Source organism: Methylosinus sp. Ce-a6 (assembly GCF_009811655.1).
GTDB lineage: Bacteria > Pseudomonadota > Alphaproteobacteria > Rhizobiales > Beijerinckiaceae > Methylosinus.
The window spans coordinates 1-21,734 of record NZ_BGJX01000012.1 but is presented as its reverse complement, the minus strand read 5'-3'; the positions used below and the strand labels follow the sequence as shown (position 1 = coordinate 21,734).

The window sequence follows — 21,734 nt, the reverse complement described above, 5'->3', positions numbered from 1 at the left end:
TACTCACTACTCACTCTTCGCTCACTTGCCGGCGAGCTTCTGCACCGCCTGCAGCGGCACCTCGTCCAGCCCCGCGCCGCCATGGGCGACATGGTCGATGATGCCGGCGCGCATGCGCGGATCCCAGAATTTCTTCAAATGCTCGGCCGTGCCGGCGACGGCGTCCGAATGCCGCTGGGCGGCGAAGAACTTGCCGATCTGATTGGCCATTTTGACGAGCTTCTCGGCCGGATTATGCGACATGGGTCGAGACCTGTTCCAATATGCGTTCGGGGTGGGTGAAGATTTCGAAGTCGCGGCCGCGCACGACCGCGACGAGCGTCATGCCACATTTTTCCGCCATTCGCACGGCCAGAGCCGTGGGCGCGGAAACGGCCGCGATGATCGGCGCGCCGATGCGGGCGGCCTTCTGCACGAGCTCGACGGATATGCGGCTCGTCATCAGCACGACGCCGCTCGACGCGGGAAGGCCCTGGCGCGCCAAGGCGCCGGCGAGCTTGTCCAGAGCATTGTGGCGGCCGACGTCCTCGCGGACGATCAGCGCATCCGACTCCGGCGCCCAGAAGGCGGCGGCATGGACGGCGCGCGTCTCGCGGTTCAAGGGCTGCGCGCCGGGCAGGCGATCCATGGCGGCGATGAGCGCCTGCGAGGACAGGCGCAGCGCATTGTCGAGCACGGGCAGCGGACGGCTCGCCTCTTCGAGGCTCTCTATGCCGCAGAGGCCGCAGCCGGTCGGCCCGGCCATGGAGCGCCTGCGCGCCGCATAGGCCTCCTGCCGACCGCCGGCGAGCCAGCTGCGCAGCTCTATGCCGGCCTCGGAAGAGACGATCTCGAACGCGCCGGCCTCGTCGACCCTATCGATGAGGCCCTCGGTGAGCGCGAAGCCGATGGAGAAATCTTCGAGATCGGCGGGCGTCGCCATCATCACCGCGTGCGTCGAGCCGCCATAGGTGAAGGCGATGGGCGTTTCTTCCGGGACGATGCGGGAACTATCCGACGCAGCGTCATTACGCCGCGCGATGCACGGAACGCGGACACTGGCGGCGGGAAGCTCCTCTGTCATTTCGAAACGCCGTTTCTTCCTCCAGCGCGCGCCCCTTCTCCCGCCTGCGGGAGAAGGTGGCCCGGCGCAGCCGGGTCGGATGAGGGTCCATCGAACGGACCAATCATCTCGAATACCGGCAATGTCGAGTCGATCGCCATATCGCGAGCGCCCTCATCCGACCCCGCTTCGCGGGGCCACCTTCTCCCGTGAACGGGAGAAGGGTCACGCCCATCGATACCGCTTACTCCGCCGCGATGCGGCGGGCGTTGTCGGAGAGCTCGCGATATTGCTCCTGCCATTCGGTCGGGCCGTTGGAGGGCGATATCTGCACCGCCGTCACCTTATATTCGGGGCAATTGGTCGCCCAATCCGAATTATCGGTGGTGACCACATTCGCCTGCGAGAGCGGGTGATGGAAGGTGGTGTAGACGACGCCCGCGGCCACGCGGTCGGTGACCTTGGCGTGCAGCGTGATCTCGCCGGCGCGGCTCGCGATGCGCACCCAATCGCCGTCGCGCACGCCGCGCAGCTCGGCGTCATGCGGATGGATCTCGAGCACGTCTTCCGGATGCCACTGGCTGTTCTCGGTGCGCCTGGTCTGCGCGCCGACATTGTATTGCGACAATATGCGGCCGGTGGTCAGCAGCAGCGGGAAGCGCGGTCCGGTCTTCTCGTCGGTCGGGACATATTCGGTGATGACGAATTTTCCCTTGCCGCGCGTGAAGCCGTCGATGTGCATGATCGGCATGCCTTCCGGCGCCGCATCATTGCACGGCCATTGCACCGAGCCGTCCTTGTCGAGCTTCTCGTAAGAGACGTTCTTGAAGGTCGGCGTCAGCCGCGCGATCTCGTCCATGATCTCGCTCGGATGCGAATAGCTCCAGTCGAGGCCGAAGGCCTTGGCGAGCATCTGGGTGATCTCCCAATCGCCATAGCCGTTCTTCGGGCTCATCACCTTGCGGATGCGCTGGATGCGGCGCTCGGCGTTGGTGAAAGTGCCGTCCTTCTCGAGGAAGCTCGCGCCCGGCAGGAACACATGGGCGTAATGCGCCGTCTCGTTCAGGAAGAGATCCTGCACGATGACGCATTCCATCGCCTCGAGCGCACGGCTGACATGCTTGGTGTCCGGATCGGACTGGAGAATGTCCTCGCCCTGGCAATAGAGGCCCTTGAACTCGCCCGCGATGGCCGCGTCGAACATGTTCGGGATGCGCAGGCCCGGCTCATTGTCGAGCGTGACGCCCCACGCCTCCTCGAAGCTCTTGCGCGCCGCCTCGTTGGAGATGTGGCGATAGCCCGGCAGCTCGTGCGGGAAGGAGCCCATGTCGCAGGAGCCCTGCACATTGTTCTGCCCGCGCAGCGGATTGACGCCCACGCCGCGACGGCCGAGATTGCCGGTCGCCATGGCGAGATTGGCGATCGCCATCACCGTCGTCGAGCCCTGGCTGTGCTCGGTGACGCCGAGGCCGTAATAGATCGCCGCGCGCCCGCCGGTGGCGTAGAGTCGCGCCGCGGCGCGAATGTCTTCCGCCGGCACGCCGGAGAGCTTCTCGACCTCCTCGGGGCTGTTGCGCTCGTCGGAGACGAAGGCCGCCCAATCCTGGAACTCGTCCCAATCGCAACGCTCGCGGACGAAGGCCTCGTTCACGAGGCCTTCCTTCACGATCACATGCGCCAGCGCCGTGACGATCGCGACATTGGTTCCGGGCTTCAACGCCAGATGATAATTCGCCTCGATATGGGGCGAGCGCACGAGATCGATGCGGCGCGGATCGACGACGATGAGCTTGGCGCCCTCCCGCAGGCGCTTCTTCATGCGCGAGCCGAACACAGGATGCGCGTCGGTCGGATTGGCGCCGATGACGAGAATGACGTCGGAATCGTCGACCGAGTCGAAGTCCTGCGTGCCGGCCGAGGTGCCGAAGGCCTGGTTGAGGCCATAGCCCGTCGGCGAATGGCAGACGCGCGCGCAAGTGTCGGTGTTGTTGTTGCCGAAGCCGGCGCGGGTCAGCTTCTGGACGAGATAGGTCTCCTCGTTCGAGCAACGCGAGGAGGTGATCACGCCGACCGAGCGCTTGCCGTGCGTCTCGATGATCGTCTTGAAGCGATCGGCGGCGAAGGCGATCGCCTCGTCCCAGGAAACGACGCGCCAGGGATCGGTCGCCTTGTCGCGGATCATCGGCGAGGTGATGCGCTCCTTGTGCAGCGCATAGCCATAGGCGAAGCGGCCCTTGATGCAGCTATGGCCGTGATTGGCCTTGCCGTCCTTCCACGGGACCATGCGGACGATCTCCTCGCCGCGCATCTCCGCCTTGAAAGTGCAGCCGACGCCGCAATAGGCGCAGGTGGTGACTTCCGAATGCTCCGGCTGGCCGATGGCGATGACCGACTTCTCGGTGAGCGTCGCCGTCGGGCAGGCCTGCACGCAGGCGCCGCAGGAGACGCATTCCGACTCCATGAAAGCCTCGGCCATGCCGGGGGAGACGCGGCTGTCGAAGCCGCGGCCGTCGATCGTCAGCGCGAAAGTGCCTTGAGTCTCCTCGCAGGCGCGAACGCAACGATTGCAGACGATGCATTTCGACGGGTCGTAGGTGAAATAGGGATTCGACTCGTCCTTCGGCATCCACTCGAAATTGGCTTTGCCGTCGACTCGGCTGCGGGCGAACACATGGTTCGCGCCGTCATAGCCGTAGCGCACGTCGCGCAGGCCGACCGCGCCCGCCATCGTCTGCAGCTCGCAATCGCCATTGGCGGCGCAGGTGAGGCAGTCGAGCGGATGGTCGGAGATATAGAGCTCCATCACGCCGCGACGGATCGCCGCGAGGCGCGGCGTCTGCGTGTGGACGGTCATGCCGGGCAGAACCGGCGTCGTGCAGGAGGCCGGCGTGCCGTAGCGGCCATCGATCTCGACGACGCAGAGACGGCAGGAGCCGAAGGCTTTCAGGCTGTCGGTGGCGCAGAGCTTCGGGATTTCGGTCCCGACCTCCATCGCCGCGCGCATGATGGACGTGCCTTCCGGCACGGTGACGGATACGCCGTCGATGGTCAGAGTGACTTTGTTCTCCGACTTCGACGCGGGCGTGCCATAATCGGTTTCTTTGACGAGGCTCATGGCTTTGCTCCTCACTCGGCGGCGGCGGGAAGCGTCGCTTTGCGGAAATCTTCCGGATAATGACGAAGTGCGCTCTCGACTGGATATGGGGCGAAACCTCCGAGCGCGCAGAGGGACCCGAATTTCATCGTGTGGCAGAGATCGGACAGGAGCTCGATATTCGCCTCCACATCGACGCCTTCGACGATTCTGTCGATCGTCTCGACGCCGCGCGTGGAGCCGATGCGGCAGGGCGTGCATTTGCCGCAGCTCTCGATCGCGCAGAACTCCATGCCGAAGCGCGCCATCTGCGCCATGTCGACCGTATCGTCGAAAACGACGAGGCCGCCATGGCCGATGAGGCTGTCGTGCTTCTGGAACGCCTCATAGTCGAAAGGCGTGTCGAACAGCGACGGCGGCACATAGGCGCCGAGCGGGCCGCCGCATTGCACGGCGCGCGCCGGACGGCCGGAGAGCGTGCCCCCGCCTATGTCATTGACGATCTCGCCGAGCGTCAGGCCGAAGGGCGTCTCATAGAGGCCGCCGAATTTCACATTGCCGGCGATCTGCAGCGGCATGGTGCCGCGCGAGCGGCCGACGCCGAAGGAGGCGTAATATTCGCCGCCCTTGGCGAGAATGGCCGGAGCGGTGGCGAGCGTCAGCACATTGTTGACCACGGTCGGGCGGCCCATGAAGCCGACATGCGCCGGCAGCGGCGGCTTGGCGCGCACGATGCCGCGATGACCCTCGAGGCTCTCCAGCAGCGAGGTCTCCTCGCCGCAGACATAGGCGCCCGCGCCGATGCGCAGCTCTATGTCGAAGTAAAAGCCGGAGCCGCGCACATTCTCGCCGAGCCAGCCGGCCGCGCGCGCCGCCGTGAGCGCCTCGGTCAGCACCTCGGCGCATTGCGGATATTCGGCGCGCAGATAGATGAAGCCCTTGCTCGCGCCGATGGCGTAGCCGCAGATCGTCATGCCCTCGATGAGGACGAAGGGATCGCCCTCCATCACCATGCGGTCGGCGAAAGTGCCGCTATCGCCCTCGTCGGCGTTGGTGACGACATAGCGGCGGTCGGCCGGCGCGTCGGCGACCGTCTTCCATTTGATTCCGGCCGGAAAGCCCGCGCCGCCGCGGCCGCGCAGGCCGGACTTCGTCACTTCCTCGATGACCTTGGCCGGGCCGATCTCGAAGGCCTTGGCGAGCCCCTGCCCGCCGCCGTGAGCGACATAATCGTCGAGGTTCACGGGATCGATGATTCCGACGCGCTCGAAGGTCACGCGCGTCTGCTTGGCCCAATAGGGATGCTCCTCGACCTTGCCGATGGAGAGCGGATGCGCCCCGCCCTTCAGAAAGCCGGCGTCGAACAGCGAGGGAACGTCGGAGGGCTTCACATTGCCATAGCCGACGCGCCCTGCCGGCGTCTCGACCTCGACCAGAGGCTCGAGCCACAGCAGGCCGCGCGAGCCGTTGCGAATGATCTCGATCTGCTCGCCGCGCGCCGCGGCCTCTTTCTCGATCGCGGCGAGGACGCGCTTGGCGCCGACCGCGAGCGCGGCCATGTCGCGGGGAACGTAGACTTTGGTCATGCCTTTTGCGCCTCCGACGCCAATTCGTCCAGCAGATCGCCGTCGACGCGGCCGATCGGCTCGCCGTCGAAGAGCGCGCCGGGGCTGTGGGCGCACAGACCGAGGCAATAGACCGCTTCGACGGTCAGCGAGCCGTCATTGGTCGTCCCGCCCCATTCGAGCTTCAGGCGCTCGAGGAACTCCCTGGCGATCTTCTCCGATCCCATCGACTGACAGGACTCGGCGCGGCACAATTTCAGCACATGGCGCCCGGCCGGCGCGCGGCGGAAATCATGGTAGAAGCTGACGACGCCGTGCATCTCCGCCCGGGAGATGTTCAGCGATTGCGCGATCTGCGGCACCGCCGCCTCCGGCACATAGCCGAATTCTTCCTGAATGGCATGCAAGATAGGCAGGGCAGGACCCTCGAGCCCGAGATGGGCGTCGATGATCTCCTGCGCCCGCGCCTCGTTCCACGGAACAGCGCCAGACATTTCTTCCCCGTTCTTATCGAGCCGGCCCGTTCTTACAGAGCGGGCCTTCCTGAGCGACAGCCGCCCATTTTAGGTAATTGCTTGGACAGTGCAGCAAAAAACCGTCGGGATCAATAATCTGGAATGGTTAGATCATAGGCGAATCCTATAGATCGCCAATCCCCTGATTTCGCGCGAACTTCTTCGCCTCCGCGACGAGCGCGGCGACCTGCGGAATGGTCGGCTCGCGGTGCGGAACCACGAGGCCGATCTCGTGAACGGCCTCGGGCTCGACGATCGGGATCGAGCGCAAGGGGGCGGCGACGCGCAGCGAGTCGACCAGCTTTTCGGGTAGGATCGTGGCCCAGCGCCCGGTCTTCACATGGGCGAAGAGCACGATGACCGAATTGGATTCGAGCGCGGGCTCGGGCTCGCCGCCGGCGTCGCGGATCAGCCGCTCGACGATGCGGCGATTCTGCATGTCGGGCGTGAGCAGGCAGAGCGGAATGCGGCCGACGTCGGCCCAGGTCACCTTGTCTCTGTTGCCGAGCGGATTTTCGGCGGCGGTGAGCAGCCGATAGCGTTCGGAGAACAGCGGCACGGTCCTCACACGCCCCAAGGGCTCGTTGTCGAGATAGGTGAGTCCGGCGTCGATCTCGAGATTGTCCAGCATCGACAGGATTTCCGTCGACGAGCTCGTCAGAATGGTGAAGCGCACATTGGGGTGCTTCTCGCGAAAAGGCGTCGTCAGCGCCGGCACCATGGTCAGCGCCGTCGGGATGGCGGCGATCTTGAGCGGCCCGCCGAGCCCCTCCTTCAGCGCGCGGACCTCCTGGCGCATCGCCCGCGCGTCGGCGACGATGCGCTTGGCCCATTCCAGCACGCGCTCGCCCTCGGCGGTGAGGCTGTGGAAGCGCGAGGAGCGATTGACGAGCAGCACGCCGAGACTGTCCTCGAGCTGCTTGATCCCGGCCGAGAGCGTCGGCTGCGTCACCCCGCACAGCTCGGCTGCGCGGGAGAAGCTGCGCTCCTTGGCGACGGTGATGAAGAACTCCAGCTTGTCGATCACTTGAGGCTCGGCTCCCTTCGCGCCCTCGAGGGACCGAATGGGACGCTCGTGGAACTATATACCTAAAGGCTCGGCCCAGCGAATTCATCGCACGAATGGGGCACGAATGGGGGATGTCATATATCGTGGCGCAGCAGCGAGGGAGCCCGCCATGCCGCAGAGTCCACTCTATGAGACCGATTTCCACGCCTGGGCGAAGGAACAGGCCGCCCTGCTGCGCGCCGGCAAGCTCTCGGCCGCGGACATAGAGAACATCGCCGAGGAGATCGACAGCATGGGCCGCAGCGAGAAGCGGGAACTGATCAGCCGGCTGTCCATTCTGCTGGCGCATCTGTTGAAATGGCGGTTTCAGCCGGCGCTGCGAGGAAACAGCCGGCGTCTCAGTATTCGCGAGCAGAGGCTGAGAATCGAACGCCATTTGGAAGATAATCCGAGTTTGAAAGCTATGCTCGGCGCCGCCATGAGCGAAAGCTGTGAGCTCGCCGTCATCGTCGCGCAGAGGGAAACGGGCCTCGGCGAGGAGGTCTTTCCTTCAACTTGCCCATGGCCGTTCGAAAAAGCGATCGCCGGCGATTTCTGGCCCGACGCTGCACAACCGTAGGAGCGGGGAAAAGCGTCGAGCTGCCGCGGCCTCGATTCGTCGCCCGCTCGCCATGACGGCGGCGTTGGGCTATCTCTCCGCTCGGACACTGGATTCGAATCCCCGAAGGCAAATATGAAACGCGCCCTGTCGGTCACGAGAGAAGAGAATTTCGCGCAATGGTATCAGGCCGTCGTCGCCGAGGCCGACATGGCCGAGACGAGCCCGGTGCGCGGCTGCATGATCGTCAAGCCTTGGGGCTATGGCGTGTGGGAGCTGATCCAGGCGGCGCTCGACCGGCGCATCAAGGAGACCGGCCACGACAATTGCTATTTTCCGCTGTTCATCCCGATGAGCTTCATCGCTCAGGAGGCGAGCCATGTCGAAGGCTTCGCCAAGGAGATGGCGGTCGTCACCCATCATCGCCTGAAGGCGGTGGACGGCAAGCTCGTCGTCGATCCCGACTCCAAGCTCGAGGAGCCGCTCATCGTGCGGCCGACCTCGGAGACGATCATCGGCGACGCCTTCCGCCGCTGGGTGAGCTCGCATCGCGACCTGCCCGTGCTGGTCAATCAATGGGCCAATGTCGTGCGCTGGGAGATGCGCACGCGGCTCTTTCTGCGCACCAGCGAATTCCTCTGGCAGGAGGGCCACACGGCCCATGCCGACGAGGCCGAAGCGCGGGAAGAAACGCGCAAAATGCTCGAGGTCTATCGGCAGATCGTCGAGGACGTGCTCGCCGTGCCGGTCGTCGCCGGCGAGAAGCCGGAGAACGAGCGTTTTCCCGGCGCCGTGAACACCTATTCCATCGAAGCCATGATGCAGGACGGCAAGGCGCTGCAGGCCGGCACCTCGCATTATCTCGGAACGAATTTCGCGCAGGCGCAGAATATCCGCTTCCAGGGCGCGAGCGGCGAGCTCGAATATTGCCATACGACGAGCTGGGGCGTGTCGACGCGGCTCATCGGCGGCGTCATCATGACCCATGGCGACGACGACGGACTGCGCCTGCCCCCTCGCATCGCGCCGCGCCAAGTGGTGATCGTGCCCATGCTGCGCGAGAAGCCCGAGGACGCCGAAGTGCTCGCCTATTGCGACAGGCTGAAGGGCGAGCTGGACGGCCTCTTCGCGCTCGGCGCGCCGCTGCGCGCCATCGTCGACAAGAAGCCGGCGCGCGCCGCCAATAAACGCTGGGACTGGGTGCGCCGCGGCGCGCCGATCATCCTCGAGATCGGCCCGCGCGACGCGGCGAACGACGTCGTGACGCTGATCCGCCGCGATCGGCTGCGCGAGGGCGACAAGATCGTCTCGACGGCGACGCCGCGCGCGGAATTTGTGTCCAACGTCCCTGCCCTGCTCGCGGAAATCCAGGCGGCGCTCTTCGCCGAGGCCAAGGCGCGGCTCGAGGCGAACATACGCTCCGATCTCACGAGCTTCGCCGAGATCGCCGACTATTTCGGCAAGGCGGCGGAGGACGACGAGGCCTCGGCCTTCAAGGGCTGGGTGCGCGCGCCCTGGGCGCGGCCGACGGGCGCGGAGCTCGAGGAGGCGGAGACGCGGCTGAAGGCGCTGAAGCTGACGCTGCGCAATATTCCGCTGGAGCAGAGCGCGCCGAAAGGCGTTTGCGTCTTCACCGGCCGGCCGGCGGTGGAGGAGATTTTGATCGCTCGCGCTTATTGAGCGCGGGCGTCGGGCCGCCGCTATCGAGCCCGAGCGCGATCCGTTTCTTCTTCGAAAGGCCTTGCGAGACGATGTCGTGAGATTGGCGAATGTAGTCCCGGAGCTCGCCGTCCGATAGTCCAGGCCTCGCAAAATGCTGGATCCATTTCAAGCCGCGCGAAGCGAGATATGGCGCCGGACGCAAGCCCGGCTGCTCCACGAGCACATCATACGCAATGTCGCTCACCTTGAAAGTGAAACTCGGTTCGTCGTCCTGCCAACCTCCGATCGCGAAGACTTTTTCGCCGACTTTCCAGACCTGCGATCCGCCCCACTGGACGACATGCGTCGTCGCGGGAAGCGACCGACAGAATGCGTTGAATTCCTCGTAAGTCATATTGATTCATCCCATCTTATTCTGGAATTGATACGTCTTGCAGAACATGATTTCGGTCGAATGATATGGTTTTCGCGTGAATGCCTCGCATTTCCGCATGGTCGCCATTGCCAGCAGCGGGCCGGGCGAAGCGAGCCGGAGCCGCCCGCGGATGCGGCGCATCGCTCTCGGCGGCTCGTCGCGCCATCTGAGCCTTTCGGACGAGACCAACCTACCGAAAGCCGCAGCAATGGACATCCCCCCTTTCGATCCGGCGATCGCGGCGGGAGTCGCTCTGTCGACCGCCGTGACCGACGCCGTCTATGTGTTCTTCAACGCCGCGGTCTCCGCGCGTCGTCGCGTGGCGGCGGCGAGCTGGAGCAGCGTCTGGTATCTGCTCTCCGCCTTCGCCGTCATCAGCTACACGTCGAATTGGGCCTATGTCCTGTTCGCCGCGCTCGGAGCCTGGATCGGCGGCTTTCTTTCGATCACCGCGCTCAATCGAGTCTCGCCGCGGCAAGGCGCGCCGAGCGCGAGACGGCGCGAGTGACGCCGTCACGCGCCCGGCGCTGTCGCCGTCTCCCGCCGCCGGCCGCGCCGCTCCGCGAGATTGGCGAGCGCCAGCAGAACAGCGCCGATCAGGGAAAGGCCGCCGATGAGCGCATAAAAGAGGTCGAGCGCGGTCGGCGCGAGCGCGCCGAACAAATAGGAGGTCGAGAAAATCCCGAGATTCAGCAGGCTCGCGTGATAGGAATTGATCGTGCCGCGAAATTCCGCGGACATTCCGCTGAGCCGCGCATGATGGAGCGGCCCGCCGCAGCCATAGCCGAAGGCCCAGGGCAGCCCGACGAGGGCGAGCTGCAGCGCCGAGCCGGTCGGGATCGCGAAGGCGACGACGCCGATCGAGGCGGCGAAACAGGCGAGCGGCAGCGCTTTGTCCGAGAGAAGGCCGCGAGCCGTCGGCCCCGCCAGATTGCCGGCGATGGTGACGAGGCCGAAGAAGCCGGCCAATAGTCCTGCGTCGGTCGGCGAGAGCGACAGCTTGCGCGCCGCGACATCGGCGACGACCACGCCGAAACCCGCGACCGAGCCGAGCCAGAAATAGCTCGCCGCGAGCCGCCGCACGACGCCCGGCGTCGCCAGCGCGCCTTTATGGGTCGCGACGAAGGAGACGACGCCTCCGCCATGCGAGCGGCCGGCGCGAAAGCCCGCGGAAACGGCCAGGAAGACGAGCGCCGACGAAAGCGAGAGAAGATAATAGGCACAGCGCCAGCCGAATTGGTCGGCGACCCATCCGGCGATGGACGGCGTGACGACAAAGGCCGACATCAGCCCGACGAAGACGCGCGCGGTGCGAATGTCGACCTCCTGCGGCGACGATGAGTCGGCCACGAAGGACAGCGAATTGGGCTGGACGAAGGCCCCGCAGAGGCCGGCCAGCGCGCTGAGCGCGATGGCCGTGGAGAGATCGGGCGCGCTCGGCAGCGCGGCGCCGAGCAGAGCGAAACCGAGCAGCCCCGCCTGAAGCGGGCGCTTGCGTCCGAATCGGTCCGACAAGGGCCCGGCGATGATGGCGAAGCCGCCATAGGCGAGGCCATAGGCGGCCGGCAGATAGGCGATGGAAGCGGGCGGAACGCCGAAATCCGGGGCCATGGCGGTCATCAGCGGCCCGGTGACGACCTCCGCCGAGCCGACGAGAAACAATGCCGCGGCCAGGATGGAGAGCTGGCAGAAGGTCGAGCGCGCGCTTTCGCCAGACGGTATCAATGCGCCCGCTGGACGAAGATCTGGAACAGGGTGAGCAGAATCTCCGCGAGAATCAGCACGACGACGGTCGCCTCGAGGCGCACCGAGCGGTCGACGTCGATGATCTCCGTCAGCGCCCGCGCCGTCTCGCCGATGACATCGACCTTGGCCTTCAAGGTCTCGCCGCGCGCCTCGAGCTCATATTCGTCCTCGAGCCGCGAATAGAGGCGCTCGAGGTCGGGCCGATCCCACAGCACGTCCGGCTTGTCCTCCACCGCCACGCGGCCGGAGACGCGGTGCTGCACCAAAAGCGTCTGGCCGATGAGCTCGAGCATGGCGCGGCGGCGGAAAGGCGGGCGCCCCTTGCTCGCGAGTTCGGTGGCGAAAGGCTCGATCGTGTCGAAGACCGCATTGACGCGACGCTCGTCTCGGGCGAGCGCGACGCTCTTGGCGAGCGCGTCGGCGACGACCAGAAACCGCTCGCCGGAGGAATCGCGGATCGAGAGCCGCCCATTGGCCAGCGTCTTGTCGTCGCTCTCGGGGGAAATCTCCAGCACCAGGGTCTCGTCGTCGCGGCGCGCGGCGGCGCCGGCGACGCGCGCGCCGACCTTGGCCAGAATCTCGTCCTCCTCGAGCGGCGACAGGCCGAACAGAACGGCGACGCCGAATCGGTAGAGAACCACGAATCCCGACTGACCCGCCGGAAAGGCGAGCGGCGAGGTCGAGACGAGATCGGCGCGCTCGAGGCCGCCCGTGTCGATGCGCTCGCCGAGCAGCAAAGCCCGCGCCGTGACGCAGCGCGGCTCGGGCAGCGCCGCGACGCCCTGGGGCGCCGATTCGATTTCCGCCATAGACCGATTCCCTTCCCAGCCCTCGCAGGATATCATGCCGCGCGCGCGAGCCGGGAGGCCGCTTGCGCCAAAATTACAAAGACGCTAGCAATCCCGCGCAGGGTCGAGGACGCACATGCCTTACGTGGTCACAGAAAACTGTATCAAGTGCAAATATATGGACTGCGTGGAAGTCTGTCCCGTGGACTGCTTCTACGAAGGCGCGAATATGCTGGTGATCCACCCGGACGAGTGTATCGACTGCGGCGTGTGCGAGCCCGAATGTCCGGCCGAGGCGATCAAGCCCGACACGGAGCCGGACCTCGAGAAATGGATGGCGCTGAACGCCGAATACGCCCAGCTCTGGCCCAATGTCACGGTCAAGCGCGATCCCCCGGCCGACGCCAAGGAATGGGACGGAAAACCCGGCAAGCTCGAGGCGCATTTCTCGCCGGAGCCCGGACAGGGCGACTGACGCCGCCCGCCGTCCACAGCCGCCGGGCCGCGAAATCGTAAATGGTTTCAAAGGCTGGTTCGCGGCCGATCGTAACCATGAGGAAAGGCGCAGGCGCCTTTCCTTTGATTTTTGCCGTTCCACATGATATACGGAACATTAAGAATTAGCGTTCGGGCGCGAGGGGCGCAAGCGTCACTCTCTCCGCAGCGGAGAGAGTGAGCAGCCGCCGACGTCGAGAACGGGCGAGGATGGCGGCCCGCAGTCGCGTCGGCCCTATATTGTAGAGCGTCGGACTTTCGCCAGCCACAGTATGCGCGGTCATTGGCGCTATCCTGGCCGGGGCGCGATCAGCCCCTTCGGTCACGAGGCTTCCCGTCCCGTCTCCACAGCGGGACAATAGAAGGAGTATCCGCGTATGCCCTCGTCCAGCAAGAAGACCGCAAGGAACCGCAAGGCGTCCGCCGCCGCAACGCGGCGCGGCGCGACGAAGGGCGCGGGGGACAAGACGGCTTCCGCCGAGACGCGGACGAAAAAGGCCGCGAGCGCGAACGCCGCCGCCAAGCCGTCGAAGACGGCGACGAAGACCGCGACCGCCACGGCGAAGACCGCGACGGCCGGCCGGGCCTCGAAGTCCGGCGGCGGGCGAACGGCCTCGACGCGCGGCGCCGCGGGCAAGGCGGCCGCCAAATCCTCCGTGCGGACGAGCGCGAGCAGGGCGGCGGGGGCCAACTCCTCGACCAGGAGCTCCGCCAAGACCATCGCCAAGACCGCCTCCGCCAAGACCGCCGCGGCCAAGACCGCCGCCGCCAAGACCGCGGCCAAGACCGCCACGAGGACGCGCGCCGCCGCCAAGACCGCGGCCAAGGCCAGCGCGGCCCGCTCCGGCGCGTCGAAATCCGCGGCGGCGCGAAACGCCGCGCCCGCCAAGAGCGCAGCCGCAAAGCCCGCCGCCAAGGCGCCGACGAGCGCCAGCTCGGCGAAGCGCAGCGCGCCGACGGAGCGGCGAATCGAGTCGGCGGCCGCCCAGCCGATCGCCGAGCCGATCGCAAAGAGCGCCGGGCCGGTCGTGACGACCTCGGCGCCGGCGGGCGCCGTCGAAAAGGCGCGAGTCGAGGCCGCCCGCCGGGAGGCCTCGCATGGAGCCGGACATGAGACTTCAACCGCCGTTACGGCCGGCGTAACCGGGGAGACGAGAATCAGAACGCCCTTGCGCGAGAGCGCCACCCACACCGATATAGAGCACTCCGACGTCGCCTCGTCTCCGACTGTCGCCCCGACCGCGGGCGGCGCGAGCGAACCGAGCGCGACGGCGTCCGTTTCACCTCCAGCTTCGAGCGAAACCATTCCAGTGGCAAAACCGACACAAGGAAAGGCGGTCAACGCCAAATCTTCGCCGGCGCCCAGAGCCCCCGCCCCCGCGCCCGCCAGCGCTGCGGCGAGCTCGGCCCTTTCGCCCAAGGCCCTGATCGCGGCGCGCACCGCGTCGGCGGCCCCCGCCAAGCCGACGCCCGCCGTGAAGGCGAAGACATCGGCGCAGAAGCTCGGATTCAAGACCAACGAATTCATCGTCTATCCGGCCCATGGCGTCGGACAGATCATCGCCATCGAGACGCAGGAAGTGGCCGGCTTCAGCCTCGAGCTGTTCGTCGTCAGCTTCATCAAGGACAAGATGACGCTGAAGGTGCCGACCAGCAAGGTCGCCGCCGTCGGAATGCGCAAGCTCGCCGAGGCCGAGGTCGTCGACAAGGCGCTCGCCACATTGAGCGGCCGCGCGCGCGTGAAGCGCACCATGTGGTCGCGGCGCGCCCAGGAATACGAGGCGAAGATCAATTCCGGCGATCTCGTCACCATCGCCGAGGTGGTGCGCGATCTCTATCGGTCGGACACGCAGCCGGAGCAGTCCTATTCGGAGCGCCAGCTCTATGAGGCGGCGCTCGACCGCATGGCGCGCGAGGTCGCGGCCGTGCGCAAGCTCATCGATTCGGAATCGCTCAAGCTGATCGAGTCCTTCCTGCAGAAGGGCCCGCGCCGCGGCGGTCCGAAGGGCGACGCGGACGCCGGCGACGATGTGAGCGAAGAAGGCGAAGAGGACGACGACGTCGAAGAACGCGCCGCCTGACCCAGAGCCCTGTCGGATCGAAGAAAAAACGCGGCCCAGTGGGCCGCGTTTTTTGACCTTCATGCTAGCTCCCATCCGTTGTCCCGCTCGATAAGAGCGAGCTGAAGGCTCGCGGTCCGGGTCCTCGCATCGGAACCGTGCCATACCGTTTCCGTATGATTGCTTCACTAGAAGCGATGACCGCCACGGCCGTCATTGCGAGCGAAGCGAAGCAATCCAGAGCCGTGGGACGGCTCTGGATTGCTTCGTCGCTCCGCTCCTCGCAAAGACGACCTTGCGGAATGCGAAGCATTCATGCGGAAACTGTGTCACTCGGCCGGAGTCGGCGCCTCCTGCGCCTTGGTCAGCGCCTTGCGCAGCTTGCAGAGCGCGCGGTTTTCGATCTGCCGCACGCGCTCCTTCGAGATGCCGAGACGATCGCCGAGCGATTCCAGCGTGACGAGACTCTCGCTGAGACGCCGCTCCTGCACGATGCGCAGCTCGCGCTCGGAGAGCAGCTTCAGCGCATCGGCGAGCCAGCGCGCGCGACGATCGGAATCGACTCTGTCCTCGACGATTTCGTCGGGCAGCGGCCGATCGTCGACGAGAAAATCCATGCGCTCGGCCGAGGTCGAGGAATCGTCCTCGACCAATTGGCTGTTGAGCGAGACGTCCGAACCGGCGAGGCGCGAATTCATCAGCTCGACATCGGCGCGCGAGACGCCGATGGCGCCGGCGATCGCCTGGAAAGCGTCGCCCGACTCCGACTGCGGCGCATGCGCGAGCTTGGCGCGCAGCCGGCGAAGATTGAAGAACAGCGCCTTTTGCGAGGAGCTGGTGCCGCCGCGCACGATCGACCAATTGCGCAGCACGTAATCCTGGATCGAAGCGCGGATCCACCAGGTCGCATAGGTGGAGAAGCGCACGTCGCGCTCCGGAGCGAAACGCGCCGCGGCCTCCAACAGGCCGACATGCCCCTCTTGCACGAGATCGGCCACGGGAAGGCCGTAATGGCGAAAACGCACCGCGAGCGCGATCACCAGCCGCATATGCGCGGAGGCGAGCTTGTTCAACGCCTCTCCGTCTCGATTGTCCTTCCACGCGATCGCCAGACGTTTTTCTTCTTCGCGCTCGAGAAACGGCGCATCCATCGCCGCTTTCACGAGTTCGCGTCCGACTCCGGGCAAATAAGCCATTCTCGCTCTCCGGGGTGGCTGCTGCCGAGCGCGCGAAAGGCTTCGATCGAAAAAGATCGATCGACGAATGGCGCTACGACAATGCCTCGATTGACGAGAATCCCCAAGCCTCGGCGCAACCGGCCTCGGCGCAACCGGCGCCTGCCCGTCCGCCCCCCGGGAATTCTAAGGCTTACAACATTCTCGGAGCGCGACGGTTCCATCGCCGCGAGCGTTTCTCACTCGACGACGAGCTTGTATCTCTCGCCGGGCGTGAGGCGGCTTCCCTGCTCGAGCCCGTTCAGCAATTGGAAGTATTCGAGCGGGCGATTGGGAACGACCATGCGCTGCGCCATAGTTTCCACCGTGTCCTCCGCGCCTGCGGTCACGACGGAGAGGCGCAGCGGACGCACGTCGAGCGTCTCTTCCCAGCGCAAGCGACGGAATGTCGCCACGGAGGCGGCAAATCGTCGCTCGGTCGCCTCGTCGAGCGCGCGCACCGCATAGATGAGACGGTAGAGCTCGTCGTCGATCTGGATGACGGCCAGCTTGAAGTTCCATTCGCCGGCGCGCGCGCTGGCGACGACGGCGGGCAATCCATTGACGTCGATGCGTCTCGTCGACGAGCGCAGCAGTCCGTCGACCCAGCCTGATTCGACATAGGCTTCGAGCGTCTTGCCGGTCGGCGCGCGCACGCGGTCGAGCCGCAACGCCTCGTCGTCGCCCTCCTTCACGCCGAAAACGGCCTCGCTGGAATTCTCGAGCAGAAAGCCGTCCGGCGCGACGAAGGTGAAGCGCAGCCGCGGATGGGTGAATTTGCGGCCGCGCACGAAGCCGTCATTGGGATCGTCGCCATAGGCGAGGCCGTTGATCGCGGCGAGATAGCCCTCGCGGTCGCGCGTCCCGACGCCCGGCGCGCTGATCTGCCGCGCCGCCGCCACCGCCTTGGCGACGCGATCGGGCGTCGAGGGATGGGTCGCCAATATGTCGAGATCGGACGATTTCTTCTTGCCGTAGAGAACGGCGCGCAGTTCCGCCGATCTGCCGAGCGCGGCCAGAAACCGCGACGCGCCGTAGGGATCGAATCCTGCGCGCGCCACCACGCGCACGCCGATCGCATCCGCCTCCAGCTCCTGCTGGCGCGAGAAGCTCGCGAAGGAGAGACGCTGCGAGGCGCGAACGTCGTCGCCCTTCTGCTTGCTCTGAATGACCGCGGCGGCCTGGCTGATGACCTCCGCCTCGCGCTCGCGCTCGGCGCGCAGGGCGCTGTGCCGCGCCGTCACATGGGAGATCTCATGCGCCATCACCGCGGCCGCCTCCGAGGCGTCGCCGGCGAGCGCGAGAAGGCCGCGCGTGATGTAGAGATTGCCGCTCGGCAGCGCGAAAGCGTTGACGACCGGCGTGTTGAGGATCGTCACCTTATAGGCGGCCTGCCCCGGCGTGTCGCTCGCCTGCGCGAGCTTGACCAGAATCTCGTCGAGATATCGCTCCGCGGAGGGGAAACGATACTCGCCGCCGAATTGCGCGACGAGCTCCTTGTGCTCGGACGAGGACGGCTGCTCGCCGCCGAGCGTCCGCGGAACCGTGGTCGGCAGTCGGCCATGCGGCGCGGCGCCGGCGTTGAGCATCTCGCCCTGGCGCTCGAGCTGGGCGCAACCGGCGAGGGCGAAAGCGAGGAGGACCGCGAGCGCGGCGAGCAGCGCGCCGCTCCGCCGCGCCTCACGGCCGGCGCGGCTCGCCGAGCGGTTCGTCGACGAGCTCGATCTGCGCCGGCGAGACGAGTTCCATGCGCGGTCCTGAAACTGTGTCAATCAATCCTCGCACGCGCACTCGCCGCCCCGTGAGCAGTCGCGGCGGCGTTCCGGCGCGCGCGAATGTCTCGAGATTGCGTTTCCAGATCACGACAGCGAAATCCGTCCAACGGCGCGGCCCGAAGTTCAGATAGAGGGAGCCCCCGGCCTCGCCGATCGCGCCGACGACGCCCTCCGCGAGAACCATGCCCTTCTGTCCAAAGAGCGCTTCGGGCCGACCGGCGTCGACGATGTGATACTCGCCCGACGCCCAAAGTCCAAGCTTTCGTCCGCGCGCCTGCGCTTCCGCCGCGAGCAGCCCATTGCGACAGGCGAATGCGGCCGGATCGGGGCGAAAGCGCGCGAGTCCGGCGGCGATCAGCTCTTCTGCGAGCGAGACGAGCGGCGCCTCGCTCCCCCGCCCTTCGACGAAGACGCCCGAAGGGATGCGCCCCCAGCGATCCGGCGCCGTCGCGACCGCCGCCAGAAAGACGAGCCGGCCCGCGCCGACGCGCTCGGCGAGAAATCGCCGCACAGTCTCGCTGGCCGCCGCGCCCGAAGGGAATTCGACCCCGGCGAGCGCGAGACCTCGGCCGTCCATGGTCGTAAGATCGAGCTCTTGCGAGACCGCCGCGATCTCGACCGGGACGGCGGTTTCGAGCGCGCAAGGGCTCGCCGTCTCCTGCGCCGTCGCGAGGCGAATGCAGAATGCGCCGCCCGCGAGCAGCGCCGAAAGGACGAAAACGGAACCCAACCGCATGCGCGAGCGACGAAGACTTGAGGAAACACCCGTGCGGAGAGTAGCGGTGAAACCCCGGCCTCGCCACAACAGCGGAGCTCCCGCCGCGGCTTCGTCAAACTTTGGCCGAAAGGCGGCTTATGCTACCCCTCGTCCCGCACCGATCTTACAGACGATTCCGACATGATCCTTTCGTCACGCCCCATTTTCGCCGGCGCCCTTTTGGGCGTCGTCATGATCGCCGGCTCGGCCTTCGCCGCCGAATCCACCGAAGGCCTGCGGCTCGACAGGATCGGGCAGGGAATTCAGAACATCGGCCAGAATATCGGCCGCCGGCTCGATGTGACGCAGCTCTTCGGCCAGCGCGTCCCCGAGGAGGATGCGGCGGCGCGCGAGGCGAGCGCGGCGAGCGTGCGCATCGACCGGCTCGAGAACCAGATCCGCCTTCTCAACGGGCTCGTCGAGGAGCTGCAGCACAACATGCGACGGCTCGAGGATCAGCTGCGCCGCGCTCAGGAGAGCGCCGCTCTCCCCCCGCTCGCCGCTCAACAGCAACAGGCTCCGCGTGTCGCGCCCGAGGCGCCGCCCCTGCCCGGTCCAGCGGCCATTTCTCCGGGCGGGCTGCGGCGCGGCGACGCCTTCGATCCCGGCGCCAATCCGAACGCGCCGGGCGCGCCCCGCCCTCTCGGCGCGACGCCGCCGAGCGCGCCTCTGCCGGCCGCCGGCGCCGCCGGAGCGACGGCCGGCGCCGCCGATCTGCGCTCGCCCGGCGCCCCGCTCGATCTGACCCATGGACGCCTCGGCGAGACGCCGCCCGCCGAGCCTGCGCCCGGCCCCTCCGCCGCGCTCTCGCCCGCCGCCACGCCGCCACAGACGCCGAAGGACGAGTTCGACCTCGCCGTCGCCAAATTGCGTCAAGGCGAATATGAAGCCGCCGAAACGGGTTTCGCCGGCTTTCTCACACGCAACCCGAAGAGCCGGCTGGCGCCGCAGGCGATCTTCAACCTCGGCGAGAGCTACTTTCTGCGTAAGCGCTATCGCGAGGCGGCGGAGAAATATCTCGAGATCACGGCCAAGCATCCGAGCGCGCCCCAGGGGCCCGAGGCCATGCTGAGGCTCGGCCAATCGCTGCATGAGATCGGCGCAAATGAGCAGGCCTGCGCCTCCTTCGGCGAGCTGCCGGTGAAATATCCGGGGGCGCCGGCGCGGGTGAAGGAGATCGCCCAGCAAGAGAGCAAGAAGGTCCGATGCTGACGGGCGCTCATATGGGCGCTCATGCCCGCTGAGCCGCCCCTGCCCGACCCCTCCCGCGCGCTCGCGCCGCTCGCCGCCCATGAGGCGCTGCTGCTCGCGGTCTCGGGCGGGCCGGACTCCGTCGCTTTGGCGCTGCTCGCCGCGCGCTGGCCGCTGCGGGCGAAAAAACGCATCGAGATCGCCACCGTGGACCACGGGCTTCGCCCGGAATCCGCGCTGGAGGCGGAGCAAGTCGGCGAATGGGCGCGCGCATTAGGCTTTGCGCATCATATTCTGCGATGGGAGGGCGAAAAGCCGCAGACCCGCATACAGGAGCGGGCGCGGGAGGCGCGCTATCGTCTGCTCTGCGCCTTCGCGCGCGGGATCGGCGCGAGCGCGATCGTCACCGCGCATCACGCCGACGACCAGGCGGAGACCGTTCTCTTCCGGCTGACGCGCGGCAGCGGCGTCGCTGGTCTCGCGGCGATGGCCGCGGAGTCCCGCATCGACGGCCTCGCTCTGCTGCGGCCGCTGCTCGGCTTCCGCAAGGCGGCGCTCGAACATGTCTGCGCCGAGGCCGGCCACCCCTATTTCCGTGATCCCTCCAATGAGAACCCGGCCTATGCCCGGGCGCGGCTGCGCCGGCTCGCCGCGACGCTCGCGGCGCAGGGCCTCGATGCGCAGGCGTTGCTGCGCCTCTCCGCCCGCGCCGCCCGCGCCGAGGAGGCGCTCGCCTGGAGCGCGGAAAAGGCCGCGGCGGCGCTGCCGGCGGAGCGCGGCGCGCGCAGCTTTCGCGCCGCCTCCGCGTCTTTGCGCGCGCTGCCGCGCGAGCTGCTGCTGCGACTTCTCGCCACGGAGGTCGCGCGCATCGGCGGCGGCGAGCCGCGGCTCGAGCGTCTGGAGCGCGCCGGGGACGCGCTCGCGGAAGCGCTCGCGACGGAAGCGCGCTTCAAAACAACGCTCGGCGGAGCGACGATCCTTTTCCGGGGCGGCGCCGTCGTCATCGCGCCCGAGCCGCCGCGCCGCCGCGGCGCCGCGCGCGAGCCGGAAGGATGACAGCCGCAAAAAAGCCACGACGCTTCGATCGTATGACGAACGGCGCCCGAGGCCCGCGCGCGCAAAACCCGAGGCCCGCGCGCGCAAAACCAAAGCGATCCGCGCATCGGAACAGGACGAAGCCATAGCGCGAGGCGATCTCTTGGCAATCGCTTCCGACGCGCCTAGATTACTGGAAACGACTTCTGTTTTCCGGGATGGCCCGGATCGGAGTCGTCATTCGCAAGGTTCGACATGAACGCAAACTTCAGGAACATCGCTCTCTGGGCGATCATCGGGCTGCTCGTCGTGGCGCTCGTCATGCTGTTCCAGCAGCCGGGTCAGCGGACTCCGATCCGCGATATCAGCTTCAGCGAATTGCTCACGCAGATCGATTCCGGCCGGGTCCATGACGTGACCATCGCCGGCAATGAGATCACCGGGCACTTCTCCGACAATCGGCCGTTCTCGACCTATGCGCCCAATGATCCGTCGCTGGTGCAGCGCCTGACCGCGAAGAATGTCGCCATCAGCGCCCGCCCGCCGGCCGACGGCAACAGCTGGCTGATGACGCTGCTCATCAACGGCCTGCCGCTCATCGCCTTCCTCGGCGTGTGGATCTTCCTGTCACGCCAGATGCAGGGCGCCGGCGGCCGCGCGCTCGGCTTCGGCAAGTCCAAGGCGAAGCTTCTCACCGAGACGCAGGGCCGCGTGACGTTCGAGGACGTCGCCGGCGTCGACGAGGCGAAGGAGGACCTTCAGGAGATCGTCGA

The 21,734-nt window shown here is 66.8% G+C and carries 21 protein-coding genes and 1 tRNA gene; 9 read left to right on the top strand and 13 right to left on the bottom strand.

Translation table 11 applies throughout. From position 1 onward, the window contains the following. Positions 1-21 precede the first annotated feature (21 nt). From Mspo_RS09740 to Mspo_RS09715, 6 genes are all read right to left on the bottom strand, one after another. On the bottom strand, positions 22-243 hold the full coding sequence (locus tag Mspo_RS09740; protein ID WP_159729212.1) for a formate dehydrogenase subunit delta: 222 nt from the start codon (positions 241-243) through the stop codon (positions 22-24). Next, positions 233-1,063, bottom strand: a complete 831-nt coding sequence (fdhD, locus tag Mspo_RS09735) for a formate dehydrogenase accessory sulfurtransferase FdhD (protein ID WP_159729210.1) — start codon at positions 1,061-1,063, stop codon at positions 233-235. The genes Mspo_RS09740 and fdhD overlap by 11 nt, the downstream gene beginning before the upstream one ends. 223 nt (positions 1,064-1,286) lie before the next feature. Next, positions 1,287-4,157, bottom strand: a complete 2,871-nt coding sequence (gene fdhF, locus Mspo_RS09730) for a formate dehydrogenase subunit alpha (RefSeq protein ID WP_159729208.1) — start codon at positions 4,155-4,157, stop codon at positions 1,287-1,289. An 11-nt stretch (positions 4,158-4,168) separates the two neighbouring features. Further along, entirely contained in the window at positions 4,169-5,722 is a 1,554-nt protein-coding gene (locus Mspo_RS09725) for an NADH-quinone oxidoreductase subunit NuoF (RefSeq protein WP_159729206.1), read from the bottom strand. Further along, the gene (locus tag Mspo_RS09720; protein ID WP_159729204.1) at positions 5,719-6,195 is read right to left on the bottom strand and encodes a formate dehydrogenase subunit gamma; all 477 of its coding nucleotides are present in this window, start codon (positions 6,193-6,195) and stop codon (positions 5,719-5,721) included. The genes Mspo_RS09725 and Mspo_RS09720 overlap by 4 nt, the downstream gene beginning before the upstream one ends. 145 nt (positions 6,196-6,340) lie before the next feature. Beyond that, a complete protein-coding gene (locus tag Mspo_RS09715) occupies positions 6,341-7,243 on the bottom strand; it encodes a LysR family transcriptional regulator (RefSeq protein ID WP_159729202.1) in 903 nt (300 codons plus the stop codon). Between the two features lie 37 nt (positions 7,244-7,280). On the opposite strand from Mspo_RS09715, the gene Mspo_RS09710 reads away from it, so the two are divergent. Together Mspo_RS09710 and proS are read left to right on the top strand one after the other, a co-directional pair. Further along, positions 7,281-7,844, top strand: a complete 564-nt coding sequence (locus Mspo_RS09710) for a DUF29 domain-containing protein (RefSeq protein ID WP_244613293.1) — start codon at positions 7,281-7,283, stop codon at positions 7,842-7,844. 114 nt (positions 7,845-7,958) lie between these two features. Further along, positions 7,959-9,503 (top strand): proline--tRNA ligase, encoded by a 1,545-nt coding sequence (gene proS / locus Mspo_RS09705; RefSeq protein WP_159729200.1) that lies wholly within the window; start codon positions 7,959-7,961, stop codon positions 9,501-9,503. Here proS and Mspo_RS09700 read toward each other — a convergent pair. Then, the gene (locus Mspo_RS09700) at positions 9,454-9,879 is read right to left on the bottom strand and encodes an MmcQ/YjbR family DNA-binding protein (RefSeq protein ID WP_159729198.1); all 426 of its coding nucleotides are present in this window, start codon (positions 9,877-9,879) and stop codon (positions 9,454-9,456) included. The two genes, proS and Mspo_RS09700, sit on opposite strands and share 50 nt — an antisense overlap. Before the next feature lie 229 nt (positions 9,880-10,108). Here Mspo_RS09700 and Mspo_RS09695 point away from each other — a divergent pair, with 229 nt between their 5' ends. Further along, complete coding sequence (locus tag Mspo_RS09695) at positions 10,109-10,408, top strand: hypothetical protein (protein ID WP_159729348.1); 300 nt, start codon at positions 10,109-10,111, stop codon at positions 10,406-10,408. Positions 10,409-10,413: 5 nt separating this feature from the next. Here the strand turns inward: Mspo_RS09695 and Mspo_RS09690 are convergent, their stop codons facing one another. After that, positions 10,414-11,625 (bottom strand): MFS transporter, encoded by a 1,212-nt coding sequence (locus Mspo_RS09690; RefSeq protein ID WP_244613291.1) that lies wholly within the window; start codon positions 11,623-11,625, stop codon positions 10,414-10,416. Beyond that, a complete protein-coding gene (locus Mspo_RS09685) occupies positions 11,622-12,455 on the bottom strand; it encodes an RMD1 family protein (RefSeq protein ID WP_159729196.1) in 834 nt (277 codons plus the stop codon). Before Mspo_RS09685 ends, Mspo_RS09690 begins: the two co-directional genes overlap by 4 nt. Before the next feature lie 115 nt (positions 12,456-12,570). Here Mspo_RS09685 and fdxA point away from each other — a divergent pair, with 115 nt between their 5' ends. After that, positions 12,571-12,909 carry a ferredoxin FdxA gene (gene fdxA / locus Mspo_RS09680; protein WP_159729194.1) on the top strand — a complete coding sequence of 113 codons (339 nt, stop codon included), beginning with the start codon at positions 12,571-12,573 and terminating at the stop codon, positions 12,907-12,909. Between the two features lie 342 nt (positions 12,910-13,251). On the opposite strand, the gene Mspo_RS09675 is transcribed toward fdxA, so the two are convergent. Beyond that, positions 13,252-14,448, bottom strand: coding sequence for a hypothetical protein (locus Mspo_RS09675; protein WP_159729192.1), 1,197 nt, complete (start codon positions 14,446-14,448; stop codon positions 13,252-13,254). On the opposite strand from Mspo_RS09675, the gene Mspo_RS09670 reads away from it, so the two are divergent. After that, positions 14,405-15,010: a CarD family transcriptional regulator gene (locus Mspo_RS09670; RefSeq protein ID WP_159729190.1), complete on the top strand. Its 606-nt coding sequence runs from the start codon at positions 14,405-14,407 to the stop codon at positions 15,008-15,010. The two genes, Mspo_RS09675 and Mspo_RS09670, sit on opposite strands and share 44 nt — an antisense overlap. A gap of 308 nt (positions 15,011-15,318) precedes the next feature. Here the strand turns inward: Mspo_RS09670 and Mspo_RS09665 are convergent, their stop codons facing one another. After that, the gene (locus tag Mspo_RS09665; protein ID WP_159729188.1) at positions 15,319-16,185 is read right to left on the bottom strand and encodes an RNA polymerase factor sigma-32; all 867 of its coding nucleotides are present in this window, start codon (positions 16,183-16,185) and stop codon (positions 15,319-15,321) included. A gap of 218 nt (positions 16,186-16,403) precedes the next feature. Further along, the gene (locus Mspo_RS09660) at positions 16,404-17,147 is read right to left on the bottom strand and encodes a hypothetical protein (protein WP_159729186.1); all 744 of its coding nucleotides are present in this window, start codon (positions 17,145-17,147) and stop codon (positions 16,404-16,406) included. Positions 17,148-17,186: 39 nt separating this feature from the next. On the opposite strand from Mspo_RS09660, the gene Mspo_RS09655 reads away from it, so the two are divergent. Then, a tRNA-Ser gene (locus tag Mspo_RS09655) sits at positions 17,187-17,266 on the top strand. A 617-nt stretch (positions 17,267-17,883) separates the two neighbouring features. Here Mspo_RS09655 and Mspo_RS09650 read toward each other — a convergent pair. Beyond that, a complete protein-coding gene (locus Mspo_RS09650) occupies positions 17,884-18,714 on the bottom strand; it encodes a thermonuclease family protein (RefSeq protein ID WP_159729184.1) in 831 nt (276 codons plus the stop codon). 162 nt (positions 18,715-18,876) lie between these two features. Between Mspo_RS09650 and ybgF the strand changes: the two genes are divergently transcribed. From ybgF to Mspo_RS09635, 3 genes are all read left to right on the top strand, one after another. Further along, the gene (gene ybgF, locus Mspo_RS09645) at positions 18,877-19,947 is read left to right on the top strand and encodes a tol-pal system protein YbgF (protein ID WP_159729182.1); all 1,071 of its coding nucleotides are present in this window, start codon (positions 18,877-18,879) and stop codon (positions 19,945-19,947) included. A gap of 21 nt (positions 19,948-19,968) precedes the next feature. Next, complete coding sequence (gene tilS / locus Mspo_RS09640) at positions 19,969-20,982, top strand: tRNA lysidine(34) synthetase TilS (RefSeq protein ID WP_159729180.1); 1,014 nt, start codon at positions 19,969-19,971, stop codon at positions 20,980-20,982. A gap of 234 nt (positions 20,983-21,216) precedes the next feature. Beyond that, positions 21,217-21,734, top strand: a 518-nt coding sequence (locus Mspo_RS09635; RefSeq protein WP_201281667.1) for an ATP-dependent metallopeptidase FtsH/Yme1/Tma family protein, incomplete at its 3' end; no start/stop codon positions are given.